Origin of the sequence: Thalassolituus oleivorans MIL-1 (genome assembly GCF_000355675.1) — a bacterium.
Lineage (GTDB): Bacteria > Pseudomonadota > Gammaproteobacteria > Pseudomonadales > Oceanobacteraceae > Thalassolituus > Thalassolituus oleivorans.
On record NC_020888.1, the window covers coordinates 3,738,090 to 3,756,146 of the forward strand.

Here is an 18,057-nt window from a genome sequence, read left to right on the forward strand (position 1 = left end):
CTGCCAGTGCCTCCTTCTTTTGATTTCTTATCAAATTCCAATAACACTGCAATAAAAATCCCTTATGAATCTTTCTGATCTAAAACTGAAATCCGTTCCCGAACTTCTCGACATTGCGCGAGAAATGAATTTAGAGAACGTAAGCCGTACCCGTAAACAAGACATCATTTTCGCCGTACTGAAACATCACGCTAAAAGTGGTGAAGACATCTATGGCGACGGCGTTCTAGAAATCCTGCAAGACGGTTTCGGATTTCTACGTAGTGCTAACAGCTCTTACTTAGCAGGGCCGGATGATATTTATGTATCACCGAGCCAGATTCGTCGCTTTAACTTGCGTAAAGGTGACAAAATTGCCGGTAAGATACGTCCGCCAAAAGAAGGTGAACGTTATTTTGCCATGCTTAAAGTCGCTGAAATCAACGACGACAAGCCGGAAAATGCTAAAAACAAAGTTCTGTTCGAGAACTTAACGCCGTTGTTTCCAAACGAGCGCTTCATCCTAGAGACCGGCAACGGCTCCACAGAAGATTTGTCTTCGCGTGTATTGGATCTAGTCGCGCCGATTGGTAAAGGCCAACGTGGTTTGATCGTAGCACCGCCGAAAGCCGGTAAAACCATGCTACTGCAAACTATCGCTCAAGCCATCACTCGCAATTCTCCAGATGTTGAATTGATCGTACTTCTAATCGACGAACGTCCTGAAGAAGTAACCGAGATGAAACGCTCTGTACGTGGCGAAGTGGTTGCATCTACGTTCGATGAGCCACCAGCACGTCACGTTCAAGTGGCTGAAATGGTTATCGAAAAAGCGAAACGTTTGGTTGAACATAAGCGTGACGTCGTGATTCTTCTCGATTCAGTAACGCGTCTAGCACGTGCTTACAACACAGTGATCCCATCGTCCGGTAAAGTACTGACTGGTGGTGTTGATGCCAACGCACTAGAAAAACCAAAACGTTTCTTTGGTGCGGCTCGTAATATCGAAGAAGGCGGTTCATTAACCATTATTGCTACGGCATTGGTGGATACCGGCTCTAAGATGGATGAAGTGATCTACGAAGAATTTAAAGGTACTGGTAACCAAGAGTTGCATCTTGATCGTAAGATCGCTGAAAAGCGCATCTACCCAGCGATCAACATTCGTCGTTCTGGTACTCGTCGCGAAGACATGCTGTTTGATGAAGCGGCATTGCAACGCCTATGGATTCTGCGCCGTCTGCTTTCAGAAATGGAAGATGTCCAAGGTATCGAGTTTTTGCTTGATAAGCTGCGTCAGACCAAAACCAACGATGACTTCTTCGACTCCATGCGTGGTGGCAAGTAAGTATCTTTGGAACATAAAAAAACCGCCAAAAGGCGGTTTTTTTATAACTTAAATCTAGCGAGCGTTGATATAAGCTTGTTCGCTAACGGCGTGATACGCCTTCACTTTATCGCGATAGCTAGAGAACGATTCATACACCTTAGCTGACATAGGGTCACCAGCAGCGACTTCCGCCACAACCTCATGAGATAGAGCTTTTAATGTCTGCAATACATCGGCAGGGAATGGGCGCACATCGACATGATGTTTTTCTATTAACTCAACCAAAGCACTTTGATTGCGGGTGGTGTATTCAGCCAGCATGTCATCATTTACCGCTTTAGCGGCAACACGAACAATGGCTTGCAGATCGGCTGGTAAAGTCGCGTAGGCGTCTTTATTGATTAAAAACTCCATCATAGAGCCCGGCTCATGCCAGCCTGGATAATAATAGAATTTCGCTACTTTATATAAGCCAAAGGCTAGGTCGTTATAAGGCCCAACCCATTCCGTCGCGTCGATAGCACCCGTTTGCAATGAGGTAAAGATTTCGCCGCCCGGCAATGTCACAGGCGTACCGCCTGCGCGCGCTAATACTTCACCACCTAGACCCGGAATGCGCATTTTCAAACCTTTAAGATCGTCAACGCTGTTAATTTCTTTATTAAACCACCCACCCATTTGTACACCGGTATTACCACCCGACATCGGCAGGATATTAAAAGGCGCGTAAACTTCTTCCCACAATTGCTGACCGCCACCGTATTGGATCCAACCGTTCATTTCTTGGGCGGTTAAACCAAAGGGAACAGAGGTGAAGAATTGCGCCGCTGCTGCTTTGCCTTTCCAGTAGTAAGCACCGCTATGACCCATCTCTGCCGTGCCTTGCGATACAGCATCAAATACCTGTAAAGCAGGCACCAATTCACCGGCACCGTATACATGGATTTTTAAACGGCCACCAGACAGCGCTTCGACTTCTTTGGCAAAGCGCTCAGGAGCCGTACCTAAACCTGGAAAGTTTTTCGGCCAAGACGTTACCAGCTTCCATTTATACGTTTGTTGTGGTGCTGCTTCACCGGCGGGTGTTTCACAATCCTTGTTACAGCCTGCTAGCATCAATGTCGTTGCCGCAGCGAGTAAAACAGTCATTAAACGTTTCACGTGCTTCTCCTGTTGTTATTGTTGGTTATTACATTACCCGCACTGAGTGCGATTTATAAAGCTTCCAGTTTAGCAAAACTCGCGACCAGCCATTTACTGCCGGTGTCGTCAAAATTCACTTGCACACGCAATCCCGGCCCCTGCCCTTCAAACTGCAATACCATGCCCTCACCAAACATCTCATGATAGACGCGCTGACCAAGACTAAATGGATATTGTGTCTGCACGAACGCAGGCTCACTCTGATAACTTGAGCCACCATAGTTATTGCGGTCTCGGGCCGTTAACGGACGACTTACGCTATTTTTTAAGCGCACTTCTTGAATCAAATCCGAAGGTATTTCACGAATAAAACGTGATGGCGTGCTGAAGTTCTCTTGGCCATATAAACGACGACTTTCAGCATGAGTAATAATCAGCTTTTCCATGGCGCGGGTTATACCGACGTAAGCAAGACGGCGCTCTTCTTCAAGGCCATCGGCTTCATCCATCGACATCTTATGCGGGAATAAACCTTCTTCCACACCGGCTAATACCACCTGCGGAAATTCCAAGCCTTTGGCTGAGTGCAGCGTCATCAATTGCACCGCATCATCGTACTCATCCGCTTGTGCATCACCGGCATCCAGTGCCGCGCTATCAAGAAACACAGCAATAGGGGATAGATCATCGGCTTGCGGATCTTCAGCCTCAGCAGCGGATGGCTCAAATTGTTTAGCCGCATTAATTAACTCTTCAAGGTTATCAATGCGCGCTTGGCCTTTTTCGCCTTTTTCTTTGCGATGATGCTCAATTAATCCGCTATTAGTAATAACTTGATCCATCAATTCATGCAGAGGCAAGTCATTCATCCCGACACTGAGTTCGTCGATAAGATCGAGGAAACTTTGCACCGCTGCCGACGCACGCTTAGGCAATAAACCATGTTTAATCGCACCGGCTGCAGCCTGCCATAACGAGCAGCCATGATCGCGGGCAAAGCTGCGCAAAATATCAACGCTCTTTTCGCCGATGGCACGCGCAGGTACGTTAATGACACGCTCCATTGCCGCATCATCATCGCGCGTTAACATTAAACGCAAATACGATAACGCGTTCTTAATTTCTAGGCGCTCATAGAAACGCTGGCCACCATAAATACGGTAAGGAATGCCCGCACGCAATAGCGCTTCCTCGAGTGTCCGCGACTGCGCATTAGAGCGATATAAAATCGCCATGTCAGTACGCGCACGACCGGCTTTAGCCCATTCGTCGACTAAATCAGCGATATAACGCGCTTCATCTTGTTCATTGAAGGCGCTGTAGAGAACTATTTTTTCGCCATCTTCATCATCGGTACGCAACTCTTTACCAAGACGACCTTGGTTATTCGCAATCACCGCATTGGCGGCCGCTAAGATATTCGCGGTAGAACGATAATTTTGCTCAAGCTTAATTAATTCCGCACCCGGAAAATCTTTTTGGAAATCACGAATATTACCGACATTAGCACCACGCCAACCGTAGATAGATTGATCATCATCACCAACGGCCATCACCGAGACTTTATTACCTGCTAATAAGCGTATCCATGCGTATTGGATATTGTTGGTATCTTGAAACTCGTCCACCAAAATATAGCGGAAACGCTGTTGATAGTGAGCTAATAGGTCAGGGTTATGCAGCCATAATTCGTGCGCACGCAATAATATTTCGCCGAAATCGACCAAGCCATTTTGTTGGCAATTTTCTTCGTAAATATAATAAAAGTCGTGCAACTGTCGCCCGAAGGGATCACCTGATGGCATAACATGTGCGGCGCGTCGACCTTCGTCTTTTTGGCCGTTGATATACCACTGAATTTGTTTCGGCGGATAACGTGTATCGTCAATGTTATGTGCTTTCATCAAGCGCTTAATCACACGCAGCTGATCATCGCTATCCAAAATTTGAAAATGCTGTGGCAGCTTGGCTTCTTGCCAATGCTGTTTTAGCAAGCGGTGCGCTAAGCCATGAAATGTGCCCACCCACAATCCATTTGAAGGAATGTTGAGTAAGTGCTCCAACCGGCCACGCATTTCTTTAGCGGCTTTATTGGTAAAGGTCACCGCCATCACGGCAAACGGTGACACGTTCTCAACCTGTAACAACCAAGCAATACGGTGCACCAGTACTCGAGTTTTACCCGAACCGGCACCAGCAAGCACCAATTGGTGCGGAGAACTGGCAGCCACAGCGTTGCGTTGGCCGTCGTTCAAAGAATCTAAAAGCAATGAAATATCCATGCGCGAAGTTTATCAGATTGGCGATTAAACCCAACGCATTACCTTAGGAGCAACCGAATAACGAAGCGGCCTACTGTCAGCACCGACTTATGCAGAGGCGAGCTTGGCTTAATACTCACGCAAGCCATTACATACTGTGTGGCGATTGGATTTTATCTAGAAGACTGCAAGCAAGGCTGCGTATAATCGAGATCATTGCCTATTGGCTGAGATATTTGCGTGAAAAACAAACCTATATTGGCTGAAATCGCCAATGCCGTGCCTACGTTACGAAAGTCTGAAGTAAAAGTCGCCGAATACGTATTGGCCGCTCCTCAGCACGTCATGCATATGCGCATTGTCGATTTAGCTCAAGAAGCACAAGTGAGTGAACCCACCATTGTGCGTTTCTGCCGCGCTATTGGTTGCAACGGCTTCCAAGAGTTTAAGGTGCGTATCGCCCAAGAAATCGCCATCACCAACAACATAGGTCAATTTGCCATCGTCGAAGACGATAGCATCGAAGATATTTGCAGCAAGATTGCCGACACGACTATTCAGCGGCTGCTACAAATTAAAACCCAGATGATCCCTATTCAAGTCGGCAAAGCAGCAAATGCCATCAGTACAGCACAACGCGTCGAGTTTTATGGCTTTGGCGCATCAGGGGCTGTTGCCATTGATGCTCAGCACAAATTCTTTCGTCTACAAGTTGCCACTGCCGCCTATAGCGATCCGCATATGCAGTCGATGTCGGCAGTGACATTAGGTGTCAATGACGTGGTGGTTGCGATATCACAAAGCGGACGCACGAGAGACTTGCTGCATTCAGTGCAATTAGCCCAACACCAAGGCGCTAAAGTTGTTAGCTTAGCACCTGCCAACACCGCACTAAGTTTGGCTGCTGATCTCCCTATTCATATCAATATTGAAGAAGATACCGACCAATTTACGCCAATGACCTCGCGCATCGCTCACCTGATGGTGATCGATATGCTTGCTGTTGCGGTAACCCAACGACGAGGCCCAGAATTCGCCGCCCACCTCAATGCGATTAAACGCAGCATCAAATCGTTACGTCTTGATAACTAAATAGACGCAATACGCCATATTTTAAATATGCCTTAAGATACATTTTGAAACAATTCAGTAATTCTAATTAGCTTGCCTTTAAACCCTATAAATATAGGGACTTTTCGACTAATCGAACACCCATCTAGTAACCCGTAAGGTTGGATTTCCACTCCATTCCTGTCATCTTATTGCAAACAATAACAAGTAATATCACAGCCGGAAATGTGATCCCAACCAGAGACGGATATATGGAACAGATGACTAAATCAGAGCAAGTAGAAGCTGTATCATTCGACCAAAATGGTAATGTTGTTGTTAATAAAGAGACATCCATGTCCAAAAAACTGGTTGCACGGCGTGCAATCGAAGCGCACTTAGAGAAGAAGCGTTTGGAGCAAGATTTAGAAGCGTATTCTTTTGAATAATTAATAATTCACTTAATAAAAAACCGGCTAGTGAGCCGGTTTTTTATTGTCTGTAAATTATGCTTTTTTTAAATTCAAGACATAAAAAAAGCCGGTCATATTGACCGGCTTTTTGTTACAGAGGCTTCACTTATTTGTTAGTGAATTCTGGGTATGCTTCCATACCACACTCTGCCAAATCAACGCCTTCGTATTCTTCTTCTTCAGTAACACGCAGACCCATGATGACTTTCAACAAGCCCCATACTACTGCTGATGCTACGAATACCCATACGAAGATAGTGATTGCGCCAACTAGCTGACCACCAAACGTTGTATCACCGTTTGTTACTGGAACAACCATCAGACCAAACAAACCAACCACACCGTGTACAGAGATAGCGCCTACTGGATCGTCGATTTTCAGTTTATCCAAAGTAAGGATAGACAGTACTACGATCACGCCACCCACCATACCGATCAAAGTCGCTACGAATGGAGTTGGAGTTGAAGGCTCTGCAGTGATTGCTACTAGACCAGCCAATGCGCCGTTAAGAGCCATGGTTAGATCTGCTTTACGGAACAATACGTAAGCTAGAAGTAGAGCACCGATAAGACCACCAGCGGCCGCTGCGTTAGTGTTAGTGAATACAACAGCAACTGCGTTAGCGTTAGCGATATCGCCAAGCTTTAGAACAGAACCACCGTTGAAACCGAACCAACCCATCCACAGGATGAAAGTACCTAGAGTCGCTAGAGGAAGGTTAGCACCAGGGATAGCGCGAACTTCACCGTTAGGACCGTATTTACCTTTACGAGCACCTAGCAACAGAACACCAGCCAATGCTGCAGCAGCACCTGCCATGTGAACGATACCAGAGCCTGCGAAGTCAGAGAAACCGAAGTCATCACCCAAAGAATACAGACCAAAGACAGAACCGCCGCCCCAAGTCCAGTTACCTTCCATTGGGTAGATAAATGCAGTCATCACTACAGCGAAAGCCAAGAAAGCCCACAACTTCATGCGCTCAGCAACGGCACCAGAAACAATAGACATTGCAGTTGCAACGAATACTACTTGGAAGAAGAAGTCAGACGCACCAGAGTAGATAGATCCACCTTGGAAACCATCTTCACGTCCAGCAAAGTCAGCCAGAACAGATGCTGCATCAACTTCAGTGATACCGCTTAAGAAGTAACCACCGCCATACATGATTGCATAACCACACACCATGTACATGGTGCAAGAAATTGCATACAAGGCGACGTTTTTGGTAAGAATTTCAGTCGTGTTTTTTGCGCGCACTAGGCCCGCTTCGAGCATGGCGAAACCAGCCGCCATCCACATTACTAACGCACCGCACACCAGAAAATAAAAGGTGTCCATGGCGTATTGAAGTTCGTATACGTTATTTTCCATTATAAGCCCCCCGCATCAGGCCTCTAATTCTTTTGAAGTGGACTAAATCAGATAGCGTCTGCGCCGGTTTCACCGGTGCGGATACGAATGACTTGTTCCAGGGATGTAACGAAAATTTTGCCGTCGCCGATCTTGCCGGTGTTGGCTGCTTTGGTGATTGCTTCAATGACTTTTTCAACTAAGTCTTCAGCAACCGCCACATCAATTTTCACTTTAGGTAGAAAATCCACCACGTATTCAGCACCACGATAAAGCTCAGTGTGACCTTTTTGACGGCCAAAGCCTTTCACTTCAGTCACTGTGATGCCTTGAACACCGATCTCAGACAGTGCTTCACGCACATCGTCCAACTTAAACGGTTTAACCACAGCAGTAATGAGTTTCATAGAAAACCCCTTTTAATTAACACTTACTAGTTTCAGAAATGGCCCGTGCGGGGGCACGGACCATTGTATGCTTTTTACATGCTGATAGGCAGGCTGTAAGACACAACAACTTTCACGTCTTCATCAACATAGTTTTCGTCTTCTTCACTTGTAGCTGCATCATCAGCTTTCAAGCTCTGAGAAATCACTTTGCTCACAGTAAACGTCAAATTATCGTTATAAGCATAAGACAAATCTAAGTGCATATAGTCTGAGTCGCTATAAACCGTCTCAGTTGTTTCGCCAACGTTAGCAACTCCACTAGCCATGCCTAAAGTGGCGCCGAAAGCACCAGCGGAGTACCCTAAAGTAATGTAGCTATAGTCTTCATCACCGGCTAAAGGCATGTAGTAGGAAAATGACGCACCCATGTAACCTAAAGACAAGATCGCGTCAGTCAAGTTAAAAGTATTACCCCTTCCATTAGCAGCGTCGTCGCCAGGGTAAGAGTAAGTCCATACAGACAAGTCATAAGAAAAATCTTCTACTTCGCCGCCATAACCGATGTACAAGTCATACTCGTTTCCAGCAGCCGAATCACCGCTTGACGTCCAAACACCAGCGTATGCGCCAGCGATAGAAGCTGTTAGATCACCAGAAACAGCTGCAGCGCCGTTACCTAGATTTTGGCCGCGCCACAAGTACATGCTAGCAACGGTAGCAGAAGCTGAAACTTCAACTTCTTCAGCAAAGGTAGAAGTAGCAGCTGTCATACCAGCAGTCATAACACCAGCAAGAGCGATAGCTTTAGTTAACTTTTTCATAGTTCTTTTTCCTTCATTCGTTGTTCAAACAATTTTATGGTGTGTGCTTAGCGCACTGTTTTATTTCTGTGATAGTCCTACAGCAGACGCTGTGCCAACTTTAGAAATCCCTTTATAATCAGCAACTTAAAAGAAAATCGCGGGATTTAGTCACGATTCAGGACACCAAAATGACGCAAGCCTCATAGAAGGGCACCACGATAAAGCACGACCACTCTCCAGCATGCACCACTTTATTGCATTAACTAAGAAAGCTAGCAGATTGTAGCCGTGATACCATTTACGCGAATTAAAAATAGGAAGAACGGATGAGCCCAGAATCCATCAAAAATCGTATCGAACAACTCTTACAACAAGGGCCACTGGCTGGCCTATCCGGCGATATTAAGTTAGCCCTGCAAGCACAGTTGCAAAGCCTACTAACCAGTGCAAATTTGGTAAGCCGTGAAGAGTTTGATATCCAAACAGATGTGCTACGTCGTACCCAAGTCCAGCTCACAGAACTGGAAACTCGGGTAACCGCATTAGAAGCCGAAAGAAATAACGGCGATTAAATTGCGAGTAACTCGCGTGCTTCTTTTGAGTGCGCGAGCTCCTCTCCCGTGCCTGAAGCCACGACTCTACCGCGCTCAAGAATAATAAATTCATCGGCCAATTCCGTAGCAAAATCTAAATATTGCTCGACCAAGACAATCGCCATTTCACCGCGATCTCGTAACAATTCAATCACGCGCTGAATATCCTTAATAATCGAAGGCTGGATCCCCTCTGTTGGCTCATCAAGAATCAATAATTTAGGTCTAAGTAACAGTGCTCTTGCAATCGCAAGCTGCTGTTGCTGCCCGCCGGATAAATCACCACCACGGCGATGCAGCATTTGCTGCAAAACTGGAAATAGCGAATAGATTTCTGGATCTATAGAACGCAGAGATTTAGGTAACGCCGAGAATGCCGTATAGAGATTCTCTTCTACCGTTAGCTGCGGGAAAATATCGCGTCCTTGTGGAACATAAGCAATCCCATGACGAGCACGATCATAAGGTGCCATGTTTTTTATCGACGATTGCAGCCAAGTAATATCCCCAGAAAATGGCGTCAAGTGCCCGGAAAGAGCCTTCATTAACGTTGTTTTACCAACACCATTTCGTCCTAGAACGCAGGTCACTTTACCAACTTCTGCGCTCATCGAGACATCATAAAGTGCTTGGCTAGCACCATATGACACATTTACGTTTGATACTTCTAACATAATATCCTCGCTAGAGTGCCTGAGGCCTTAACGGCCTAAGTACACCTCAATAACTTGTGGATTTGCTTTTACCGTGGCCAAACTGCCTTCCGCGAGGACGTGCCCTTCGTGTAGCACAGTGACTTTGCAATCCAGCGCTTCGATAAAATCCATGTCGTGTTCTACTACCATGAGCGAATGCTTTTTCGCTAATGTTTTAAACAATTCCGCTGTTTTCATGGTTTCTTCATCGGTCATCCCGGCAGCGGGTTCATCAATTAAAAGCAACTGCGGCTCTTGACCCAATAGCATGCCAATTTCCAGCCATTGCTTTTGACCATGAGATAAATCACCCGCCAAATGATGAGTGCGATCGGATAAATTCACCAGTTCGAGAATTTCATCTAGCTTTTCTTTTTGCGCACCACTCAAACGATGCATCAATGCCTGCCAAATAGAGCGCCCACCTTTTAACGACATTTCTAAGTTTTCAAATACCGTTAAACTTTCAATAACGCTCGGTTTTTGAAATTTTCGTCCCACTCCAAGATTGGCGACATCGGCTTCGTCATAGCGGGTAAGATCATGCTGGTTGTTAAAAACAATTGTGCCGCTATCGGGACGAGTCTTACCCGTGATGACGTCCATCATGGTAGTTTTACCAGCACCATTAGGGCCAATAATGGCTCGCATTTCTCCCGGCGCAATAAACATAGAAAGAGAATTCAGCGCTTTGAATCCATCGAAGCTTACGCTTACACCGTCCATATAGAGAACGCTAGGGGTATCGATATGGTGTTGCTTGCTAATACTCATGCCTGATCTCCTTCGGCTTCTTTCATCGCGGCTTGTTGCTTGTTCTGCGCATGCTTATCTTTTAATTGGGCCCATAAGCCGACTACGCCTTTTGGCAGATAGAGGGTTGTCAATACAAACAGACCACCCAGCAGGAACAACCAAAGTTCAGCAAAAGCACCAGTGAAATAGGTTTTTGCATAGTTAACTAAAATGGCGCCAATAACGGCACCAAAAAGCGTACCCCGTCCGCCGACCGCAACCCAAATAATCATCTCAATCGAGTTAATTGGAGCAAATTCACCTGGGTTAATAATGCCGACTTGCGGAACATATAAAGCACCTGCGATACCCGCCAACATGGCAGACACGACAAATACAAATAACTTATAGTGCTCAACGCGATACCCTAAAAAACGCGCTCGCGATTCACTGTCGCGAATAGCCACCAACACGCGTCCCAGCTTAGAAGTAACGATAAAGCGGCTAATTAAATAGCCAAGAATCAAGGCTATGCCAGAGGCAAAAAATAGCGCAGCTCGAGTTGTATCTTGTTGCAGGTCATAACCGAGAATGTCTTTAAAATCGGTAAGACCGTTATTACCGCCAAAGCCCATGTCGTTGCGGAAAAAGGCGAGCAATAACGCGTAGGTTAATGCCTGAGTGATAATTGAAAGATATACGCCGGTCACCCGTGAACGGAACGCCAGCGCACCGAATACAAACGCCAACACACCTGGTACAACCAGCACCATTAACATGGCAAACCAAAACTGGTCAAAACCCTGCCAATACCACGGCAATTCAGTCCAGTTTAAGAACACCATAAAATCTGGTAATTCAGGATTTGAATACACACCACGATCACCGATCTGACGCATTAAATACATGCCCATGGCATAACCGCCCAGTGCGAAAAAGGCGCCATGTCCTAGGCTTAGTATTCCGCAATAGCCCCAGATAAGATCGACTGCTACCGCCAATAAGGCATAGCAAAGATACTTACCGAGAAGTGTCATCGCATAAGTCGACACATGAAAGAAAGAGCCTTCAGGTAGAAGTAAATTACTCAAAGGAATCACTATCGACATTGCCAGCAATACGCTTAATAAATAGCGCCCAGCTTTATCATTCATCAATAGGGTCGCCAGCGGACCCAATTTTACGGTTTGATTCGTCATAATTCGTTACCTTATCCGTCAGCCGTTATCGGCTGCACGTCCTTTGAGAGCAAACAGTCCACGCGGACGTTTTTGGATAAACAAAATGATGAAAATAAGAATAAATATCTTAGCTAATACTGCACCGGCAAAAGGTTCTACTAATTTATTAGCAATACCTAACGACATGGCGCCAACAAGCGTGCCCCACAAATTACCGACGCCACCAAATACCACCACCATGAACGAATCAATAATGTAGGCTTGACCGAGATTTGGCCCGACGTTAGTTAGCTGACTCAATGCCACACCGGCGATGCCTGCAATACCGGAGCCTAAACCAAAGGTCAGTGCATCGACCCAACCGGTACGAATACCCATGGAACTCGCCATAGGACGATTCATCGTCACGGCACGCATTTGTAAACCAAATAAAGTGCGCTTTAGTACCAAGGCCAATAAACCCAGCACCAATAAGCTGAAAATAATGATGTAGAGGCGATTAAAGGTAAGCTCTAATGCAGGGTTAATCATAAAGGTGCCCGCCATCCAATCGGGGGTAGCTACTTCACGATTGAGCGGACTAAATATTGAGCGGACGGCTTGTTGTAGTACTAAGCTCAAACCAAATGTCGCCAACAAGGTTTCCAATGGACGACCATATAGATGACGAATAACACCACGTTCAATTGCAACACCAACAGCACCACTCACCAAAAAAGCCGCTGGGATAGCAACAACAAGCGATAAGCCAATATGATCCGGCATTAATAGCTGCACCACGTAGGTAGTATAAGCACCCAGCATAATCATTTCGCCATGCGCCATATTAATCACGCCCATTACACCAAAGGTAATGGCAAGGCCAATCGCAGCGAGTAGCAATACCGCGCCAAGCGCTAAACCAAAATAGAGGTTTTCGATATAGCCATTAATTGTGACTAACTTTTCGATATCCGTAACAACGGCATTTGCTTTGGCTACTTCATTAGCGTGGCCTGCGGATTCAGAGCGAACAATAAACTGTGTCAGCGCAGCACGAACTTCAGGGTAAAGGGCCTTATCCAGAGCCTCTAGGCCTTGCATACGTATATCAGCGTCAGAGCTATCCAACTGTTGCATACCTAAGACTATCGCTAGAACTTCAGCAATATCGCGTTTTTCTTCCTTTTTAATAGCCTCTTTTAGTAGTGTGCTATCTAGATCGCTAGCCGATTTTAATAAGTTTCGTGCAGCAGCCATGCGTAATTGAGGGTCGCGCGCGGATATTTGTAAACGTGAAATTTCAGTGCGTAATACGCCGCGCAAACTATTATTGACGCCGATTTTTTTAGCATCGCGTGGGCTATCGAGCACCACCAAACTGCTAGTAAATAAGTCTTCAAACGAATCGTCATCATGAGAGATTAACAATTCATTGGTTTCTTTAAGATAGTACAACTGACCATCTAACAAGGTTTGTAATAGGGGTAAAGTTTTTGGGTCATCAACTGCAGCAATCGTGCTAGCCAACGCCTTTTTTTCTGAATAATTTGCAGTAATTAATTGTTGGCCTAAAGATTCTAAAGAGGCCACCGTAACAATAGGTGAAGATGCACCTGAATCTTCAGCCATTGCCAAAGAGCCACAGCACATCAAAGACAGTAGCAACATGGCCTGCCCGATGAAATTGCGCATGATATTTTTCCTGTATCTGAAATCGAGTAGGGCCTATCGCTAGGCCCTACTTCCATCCGCCGCTAGAATTAACGACGAATAAATAGCGAGTAATTACTCACCCGCTACCGACGAACCACCACACGTCTTAGTCACTGTGTTGTAGTTGCCGCAATTGATTGGAGCAGTCCAATCTGAGATCAGGTTTTTGCTTTCAGGTAGGAAGTCCGTCCATGCATCACCTTTTACTTCAGCATCCGTTGCCCATACGATTTCAAACTGACCATCTTCTTGAATTTCACCGATTAATACCGGCTTCGACAAGTGATGGTTTTTATTCATAACCGCAGTACCGCCAGTTAGGTTCGGTACTTCGATACCTATCATGGCAGCTTCTACTTTAGAGACATCGGTGGTACCCGCTTTTTCAACTGCTTTAGTCCACATATTGAAACCAATGTAAGTCGCTTCCATTGGATCGTTAGTCACGCGCTTATCGTCTTTAGTAAAGGTGTGCCATTGCTTAATAAAGGCATCATTTTCTTTACTGTCAGCGCTCATGAAGTAGTTCCATGCCGCCAAGTGGCCAACCAATGGCTTAGTGTCAAAACCAGAAAGCTCTTCTTCACCAACAGAGAATGCAACTACTGGGATGTCTTCTGCGCTAACGCCTTGGTTTGCTAACTCTTTGTAGAAAGGTACGTTAGCATCGCCGTTTACAGTCGATACAACTGCAGTCTTCTTACCGGCACTACCGAATTTCTTAATGTCAGAAACGATGGTCTGCCAATCGCTATGACCGAATGGTGTGTAATTCACCATGATATCGGCTTCAGCTACGCCTTTTGACTTCAGGTAGCTTTCAAGAATTTTGTTGGTAGTGCGTGGATATACGTAATCTGTACCCGCCAGAACCCAACGCTTAACACCAACATCATTCATCAAGTAATCGACCGCAGGAATTGCCTGTTGGTTTGGCGCTGCACCGGTATAAAACACGTTGTAAGAAGACTCTTCACCTTCGTACTGCACAGGGTAGAACAATAAACCGTTCAACTCTTCAATAACCGGCAGTACGGATTTACGAGATACCGATGTCCAGCAGCCGAAAATAACATCAACGTCGTCTTTAGAAATCAATTCGCGCGTTTTTTCTGCGAATAATGGCCAGTTAGAAGCAGGGTCAACCACAACGGCTTCTAGTTTCTTGCCAAGCAAACCGCCTTTCTTATTTTGCTCGTCAATCATCATTAACACAGTGTCTTTCAGCGTTGTTTCTGAAATAGCCATCGTGCCTGACAGTGAGTGCAATACGCCAACTTTAATTGTGTCACCAGCATTGGCTAAGTTAACGCCCGCCGCAAGTGCAGCGATACCAAAAGCGGCCGTGGTTTTTGCTAGATATTTCATGCCCAGTTTTGTCATCGTTTCTTTCCTTCAACAGTGATTAAACTTTATTTATTCGCACCATCATTGGCGCTTTATATTTAAATTCCGCATTCACTACAGCAAACCTCATACCAACTTTAAAATAGATAAATATCCCTGAATTACAGCAATAGAAGGCCCTTATCCTTAATAAAAAGAACGATTAAAATATACCTGCACCAATATAGACCGAGCAAAATCCTACGTGTTCTTATTTGGAGCACTACGCACCAGAGTGATTCATTTTTATATTTATGCTGTACTCGCTTTTTGCTGTTTGAATTCTGTGCAACGTGATCTCCCTGACCGTATTTTTACTGATTTCAATGTGCTCTTTCAGGGCGGCGACCGCTCGCTCTTCATTTCCTAAAAGTATTAAACCTAAAATATTTCCGTGCTCTTCATACGTCACATCAATACGGCTTACACGAGTAAAATCTAAACGACGAATAATACGTAAGCGCTCACAAATTTGGCGATGAATAGCACTCATTTGCTGATTGCCATTCAGATCAACTAGTGAGAAATGAAAGTTTTCATCCATTTCTGCAACCTGCGCACTGTCCCTGACTCTGTCACCTTCATCGCAACACCAGAGGTACAATAGTGGTGCTAACTTTTCCTCAACATCCGTGCTAGCAATTAATCGCCGTATTGACTCAACTTCGAGCAAAATTCGGACATCGTACAACTCTTCAAAATACTGAAAATCAAATGGTCTAACCTGCCAGCCATTACGAAACTGAACTTGCACATAACCGTCTCGCTCCAACCGATACAGAGCTTCTCGTACCGGAGTACGGCTTGCATTCATGCGTTTAGCCACCTCGGTTTCGCTAAACCGATCTCCTGGCAGTAGCTGAAAATCAAATAACTCTTGGCGAAGCTGTTGATATATCTTTTCGGCTACGTTCATTGCTCATCCACGCTGGCAGTAGGTATAAAAAATCCAGTGTTAAAACAATTCTAAAATATTATTTGGTTGAATTAAGGTGCTTTATATAAGCACGCCAGCCGCCAAACTCACTGATATGGGTGGCACTTGCGACCGCCTCCGGTTCACAGATAAAGCCTTTTACTAAACGACCATCAGCCAACTCCAAAGTACCTATTCCTAGAGGCTGAGGAATTTCTGCTACAAAACTACCGAACCCAGCCAAGTCGATACGCCATAATTCAACAATTAATTGATTTCCAAGCGTTGAATCTTGCGCCAAGGCGCTATCACTCACCCGAACTAAACCAGGTTTAGGCGGAACGGTATTGGCCAAAGCATATAACTGGTATTTATTGGCTGTGAGTGTTTGCTCTAACAAGGTTGCATAGCGGCTGGTTAATTGATGATTTAATGGCATCCCAGTTAAATGCGCCCCAACAACCGCGACAACAATCGATTCGTCAGATTTATTACCAAGCAAAACGGGAGCTTCTGGTAATGTCATAAACGCCTGCCAATGCGCAGCAAATTGTCCTAATGCTATTTCATGCCACGCAGGTGCAATTAAGGTAATACCAAATGGCAAACCATCGCTGCGTAATTTCGCGGGTAAGGCAATGGCACAAAGATCAGCTAAATTAACAAAATTCGTGTAAGTGCCGAGTTGGCTATTCACCAAAACTGGCTCAGCATTAACCTCCGTCATCGTCGGAAAGCGGGGAGTCGTAGGTACAAACAAGGCATCAATATCGGTAAATAATGCATCTATTTTTCGTACTAGATCTTTACGACGATATTCAGCTTTAAAAGCATCGACCGCTGTGCCGTTAATACCGCCTGCAACAATACTTTTGACCACAGGGTTAATGCCCGGTAAGTCTTGCGCTAGAAATTCGCCGACCGCAGCGTAACGCTCAGCAACCCAAGGCCCCTGATAAAGTAAATTAGCTAACTCAAATAACGGCGAAAAATCTGTTTTTACTAATTCGTAGCCCAACGCCTCGGCATGTTCACATGCCTGCTCATAGGCAGCGGCTTGTGTGTCATCACCAAACCAAGGTGCCTCAGTAGGAATAGCCAAACGCTGAATGCGAGTATTGCGAATCATAGTGCGCGAGCGAGAATAGGCATCGGTACGATCAAAGCGTCCTGCTACTTCAAACACGCGCTCAGCATCTAAGCTATTGAGCGCAAAAATAGAAACGCAATCCAAACTGCGACACGCAGGTACAACGCCAGTGGTACTAATAGCACCGACGCTCGCCTTTAAACCAACAATATGATTAAAGCCAGCAGGGACACGACCGGACCCTGCCGTATCAGTGCCTAACGCAAAAGCAACATAACCCTTGGCCACAGCAACAGCAGACCCAGAGCTGGAACCACCACTGATGTAATCTGAATTAAAACTGTTTTTAACTGCACCATACGGTGAACGAGTGCCAACCAAACCCGTCGCGAATTGATCGAGATTAGTTTTACCGATCACAATCGCACCCGCTTGTTTCAACAAATGAACGGCGGTTGCATCTTCGGTTGGTTGATACGCAAATTCAGGACAGGCTGCAGTGGTTGAAAATCCAGCAACATCAATATTATCTTTAACAGCAAACGGGACGCCGTACAGGGGTAACGAGTCACCATTTGCTCGTTTCGCTTGCAGGTTCTCAATTTGCGCTAGCAGTTGTTGTTCAGTACCGAGCTGGATCCATACAGAACTACCGGCATCGGCTTCCAATGCGGCAATCTGTTCTCGTAAAAGAGGCAATAGCTCGACAGGCTCAGATCCTTGTCGGTAGGCCGCGGCCCACTGCTTGATATTCCAACCTAATCCTGCTGTTTTTTGCTCGACACTCTTTGTTGCTGACATCCCACATTCCGCCTGAATTCAATCTTGTATACAAGGCGTAAGCGACACTTGTGCCAACTTAGCGAAAACACAGAAAAGACGGACAACTTATTGATTTATATGATTTTTTATATGAAATATTCGGGCATTACAGCCGCTGAGTTCGTGCTAGCGCCCCGTTATGATGCTTAAAGCAAAGCATTG

Annotated in this window: 16 protein-coding genes; 4 read left to right on the forward strand and 12 right to left on the reverse strand. The window is 45.5% G+C overall.

From position 1 onward, the window contains the following. Positions 1-64: 64 nt before the first annotated feature. Positions 65-1,327: a transcription termination factor Rho gene (gene rho, locus TOL_RS17210; RefSeq protein ID WP_015488648.1), complete on the forward strand. Its 1,263-nt coding sequence runs from the start codon at positions 65-67 to the stop codon at positions 1,325-1,327. Between the two features lie 54 nt (positions 1,328-1,381). Here rho and TOL_RS17215 read toward each other — a convergent pair whose 3' ends face one another. Then, positions 1,382-2,470, reverse strand: a complete 1,089-nt coding sequence (locus TOL_RS17215; RefSeq protein ID WP_015488649.1) for a TRAP transporter substrate-binding protein — start codon at positions 2,468-2,470, stop codon at positions 1,382-1,384. A gap of 53 nt (positions 2,471-2,523) precedes the next feature. Next, positions 2,524-4,734: a DNA helicase II gene (gene uvrD / locus TOL_RS17220; protein WP_015488650.1), complete on the reverse strand. Its 2,211-nt coding sequence runs from the start codon at positions 4,732-4,734 to the stop codon at positions 2,524-2,526. A gap of 219 nt (positions 4,735-4,953) precedes the next feature. On the opposite strand from uvrD, the gene TOL_RS17225 reads away from it, so the two are divergent. Together TOL_RS17225 and TOL_RS19065 are read left to right on the forward strand one after the other, a co-directional pair. Next, entirely contained in the window at positions 4,954-5,805 is an 852-nt protein-coding gene (locus tag TOL_RS17225; RefSeq protein ID WP_015488651.1) for an SIS domain-containing protein, read from the forward strand. A gap of 230 nt (positions 5,806-6,035) precedes the next feature. Further along, positions 6,036-6,212, forward strand: coding sequence for a PA3496 family putative envelope integrity protein (locus TOL_RS19065; RefSeq protein ID WP_015488652.1), 177 nt, complete (start codon positions 6,036-6,038; stop codon positions 6,210-6,212). A 130-nt stretch (positions 6,213-6,342) separates the two neighbouring features. Here TOL_RS19065 and TOL_RS17230 read toward each other — a convergent pair whose 3' ends face one another. From TOL_RS17230 to TOL_RS17240, 3 genes are all read right to left on the reverse strand, one after another. Then, positions 6,343-7,611, reverse strand: coding sequence for an ammonium transporter (locus tag TOL_RS17230; protein WP_015488653.1), 1,269 nt, complete (start codon positions 7,609-7,611; stop codon positions 6,343-6,345). A 47-nt stretch (positions 7,612-7,658) separates the two neighbouring features. After that, positions 7,659-7,997, reverse strand: coding sequence for a P-II family nitrogen regulator (glnK, locus tag TOL_RS17235; RefSeq protein WP_015488654.1), 339 nt, complete (start codon positions 7,995-7,997; stop codon positions 7,659-7,661). 74 nt (positions 7,998-8,071) lie between these two features. After that, on the reverse strand, positions 8,072-8,800 hold the full coding sequence (locus TOL_RS17240; protein ID WP_015488655.1) for a TorF family putative porin: 729 nt from the start codon (positions 8,798-8,800) through the stop codon (positions 8,072-8,074). 308 nt (positions 8,801-9,108) lie between these two features. On the opposite strand from TOL_RS17240, the gene TOL_RS17245 reads away from it, so the two are divergent. Next, on the forward strand, positions 9,109-9,354 hold the full coding sequence (locus TOL_RS17245) for an accessory factor UbiK family protein (protein WP_015488656.1): 246 nt from the start codon (positions 9,109-9,111) through the stop codon (positions 9,352-9,354). Here TOL_RS17245 and urtE read toward each other — a convergent pair. The 7 genes from urtE to atzF form a co-directional block, all read right to left on the reverse strand. After that, the gene (urtE, locus tag TOL_RS17250) at positions 9,351-10,049 is read right to left on the reverse strand and encodes an urea ABC transporter ATP-binding subunit UrtE (protein WP_015488657.1); all 699 of its coding nucleotides are present in this window, start codon (positions 10,047-10,049) and stop codon (positions 9,351-9,353) included. The genes TOL_RS17245 and urtE overlap by 4 nt on opposite strands. A gap of 27 nt (positions 10,050-10,076) precedes the next feature. Further along, positions 10,077-10,844, reverse strand: a complete 768-nt coding sequence (gene urtD / locus TOL_RS17255) for an urea ABC transporter ATP-binding protein UrtD (protein WP_015488658.1) — start codon at positions 10,842-10,844, stop codon at positions 10,077-10,079. Continuing rightward, positions 10,841-12,004, reverse strand: a complete 1,164-nt coding sequence (gene urtC / locus TOL_RS17260) for an urea ABC transporter permease subunit UrtC (RefSeq protein WP_015488659.1) — start codon at positions 12,002-12,004, stop codon at positions 10,841-10,843. Before urtC ends, urtD begins: the two co-directional genes overlap by 4 nt. A gap of 18 nt (positions 12,005-12,022) precedes the next feature. Continuing rightward, positions 12,023-13,660 carry an urea ABC transporter permease subunit UrtB gene (gene urtB, locus TOL_RS17265; protein ID WP_015488660.1) on the reverse strand — a complete coding sequence of 546 codons (1,638 nt, stop codon included), beginning with the start codon at positions 13,658-13,660 and terminating at the stop codon, positions 12,023-12,025. Between the two features lie 93 nt (positions 13,661-13,753). Further along, complete coding sequence (gene urtA / locus TOL_RS17270) at positions 13,754-15,064, reverse strand: urea ABC transporter substrate-binding protein (RefSeq protein ID WP_015488661.1); 1,311 nt, start codon at positions 15,062-15,064, stop codon at positions 13,754-13,756. A 226-nt stretch (positions 15,065-15,290) separates the two neighbouring features. Beyond that, positions 15,291-15,983, reverse strand: a complete 693-nt coding sequence (locus TOL_RS17275) for a GntR family transcriptional regulator (protein ID WP_015488662.1) — start codon at positions 15,981-15,983, stop codon at positions 15,291-15,293. 58 nt (positions 15,984-16,041) lie between these two features. After that, on the reverse strand, positions 16,042-17,874 hold the full coding sequence (atzF, locus tag TOL_RS17280; protein ID WP_015488663.1) for an allophanate hydrolase: 1,833 nt from the start codon (positions 17,872-17,874) through the stop codon (positions 16,042-16,044). Between the last annotated feature and the right edge of the window lie 183 nt (positions 17,875-18,057).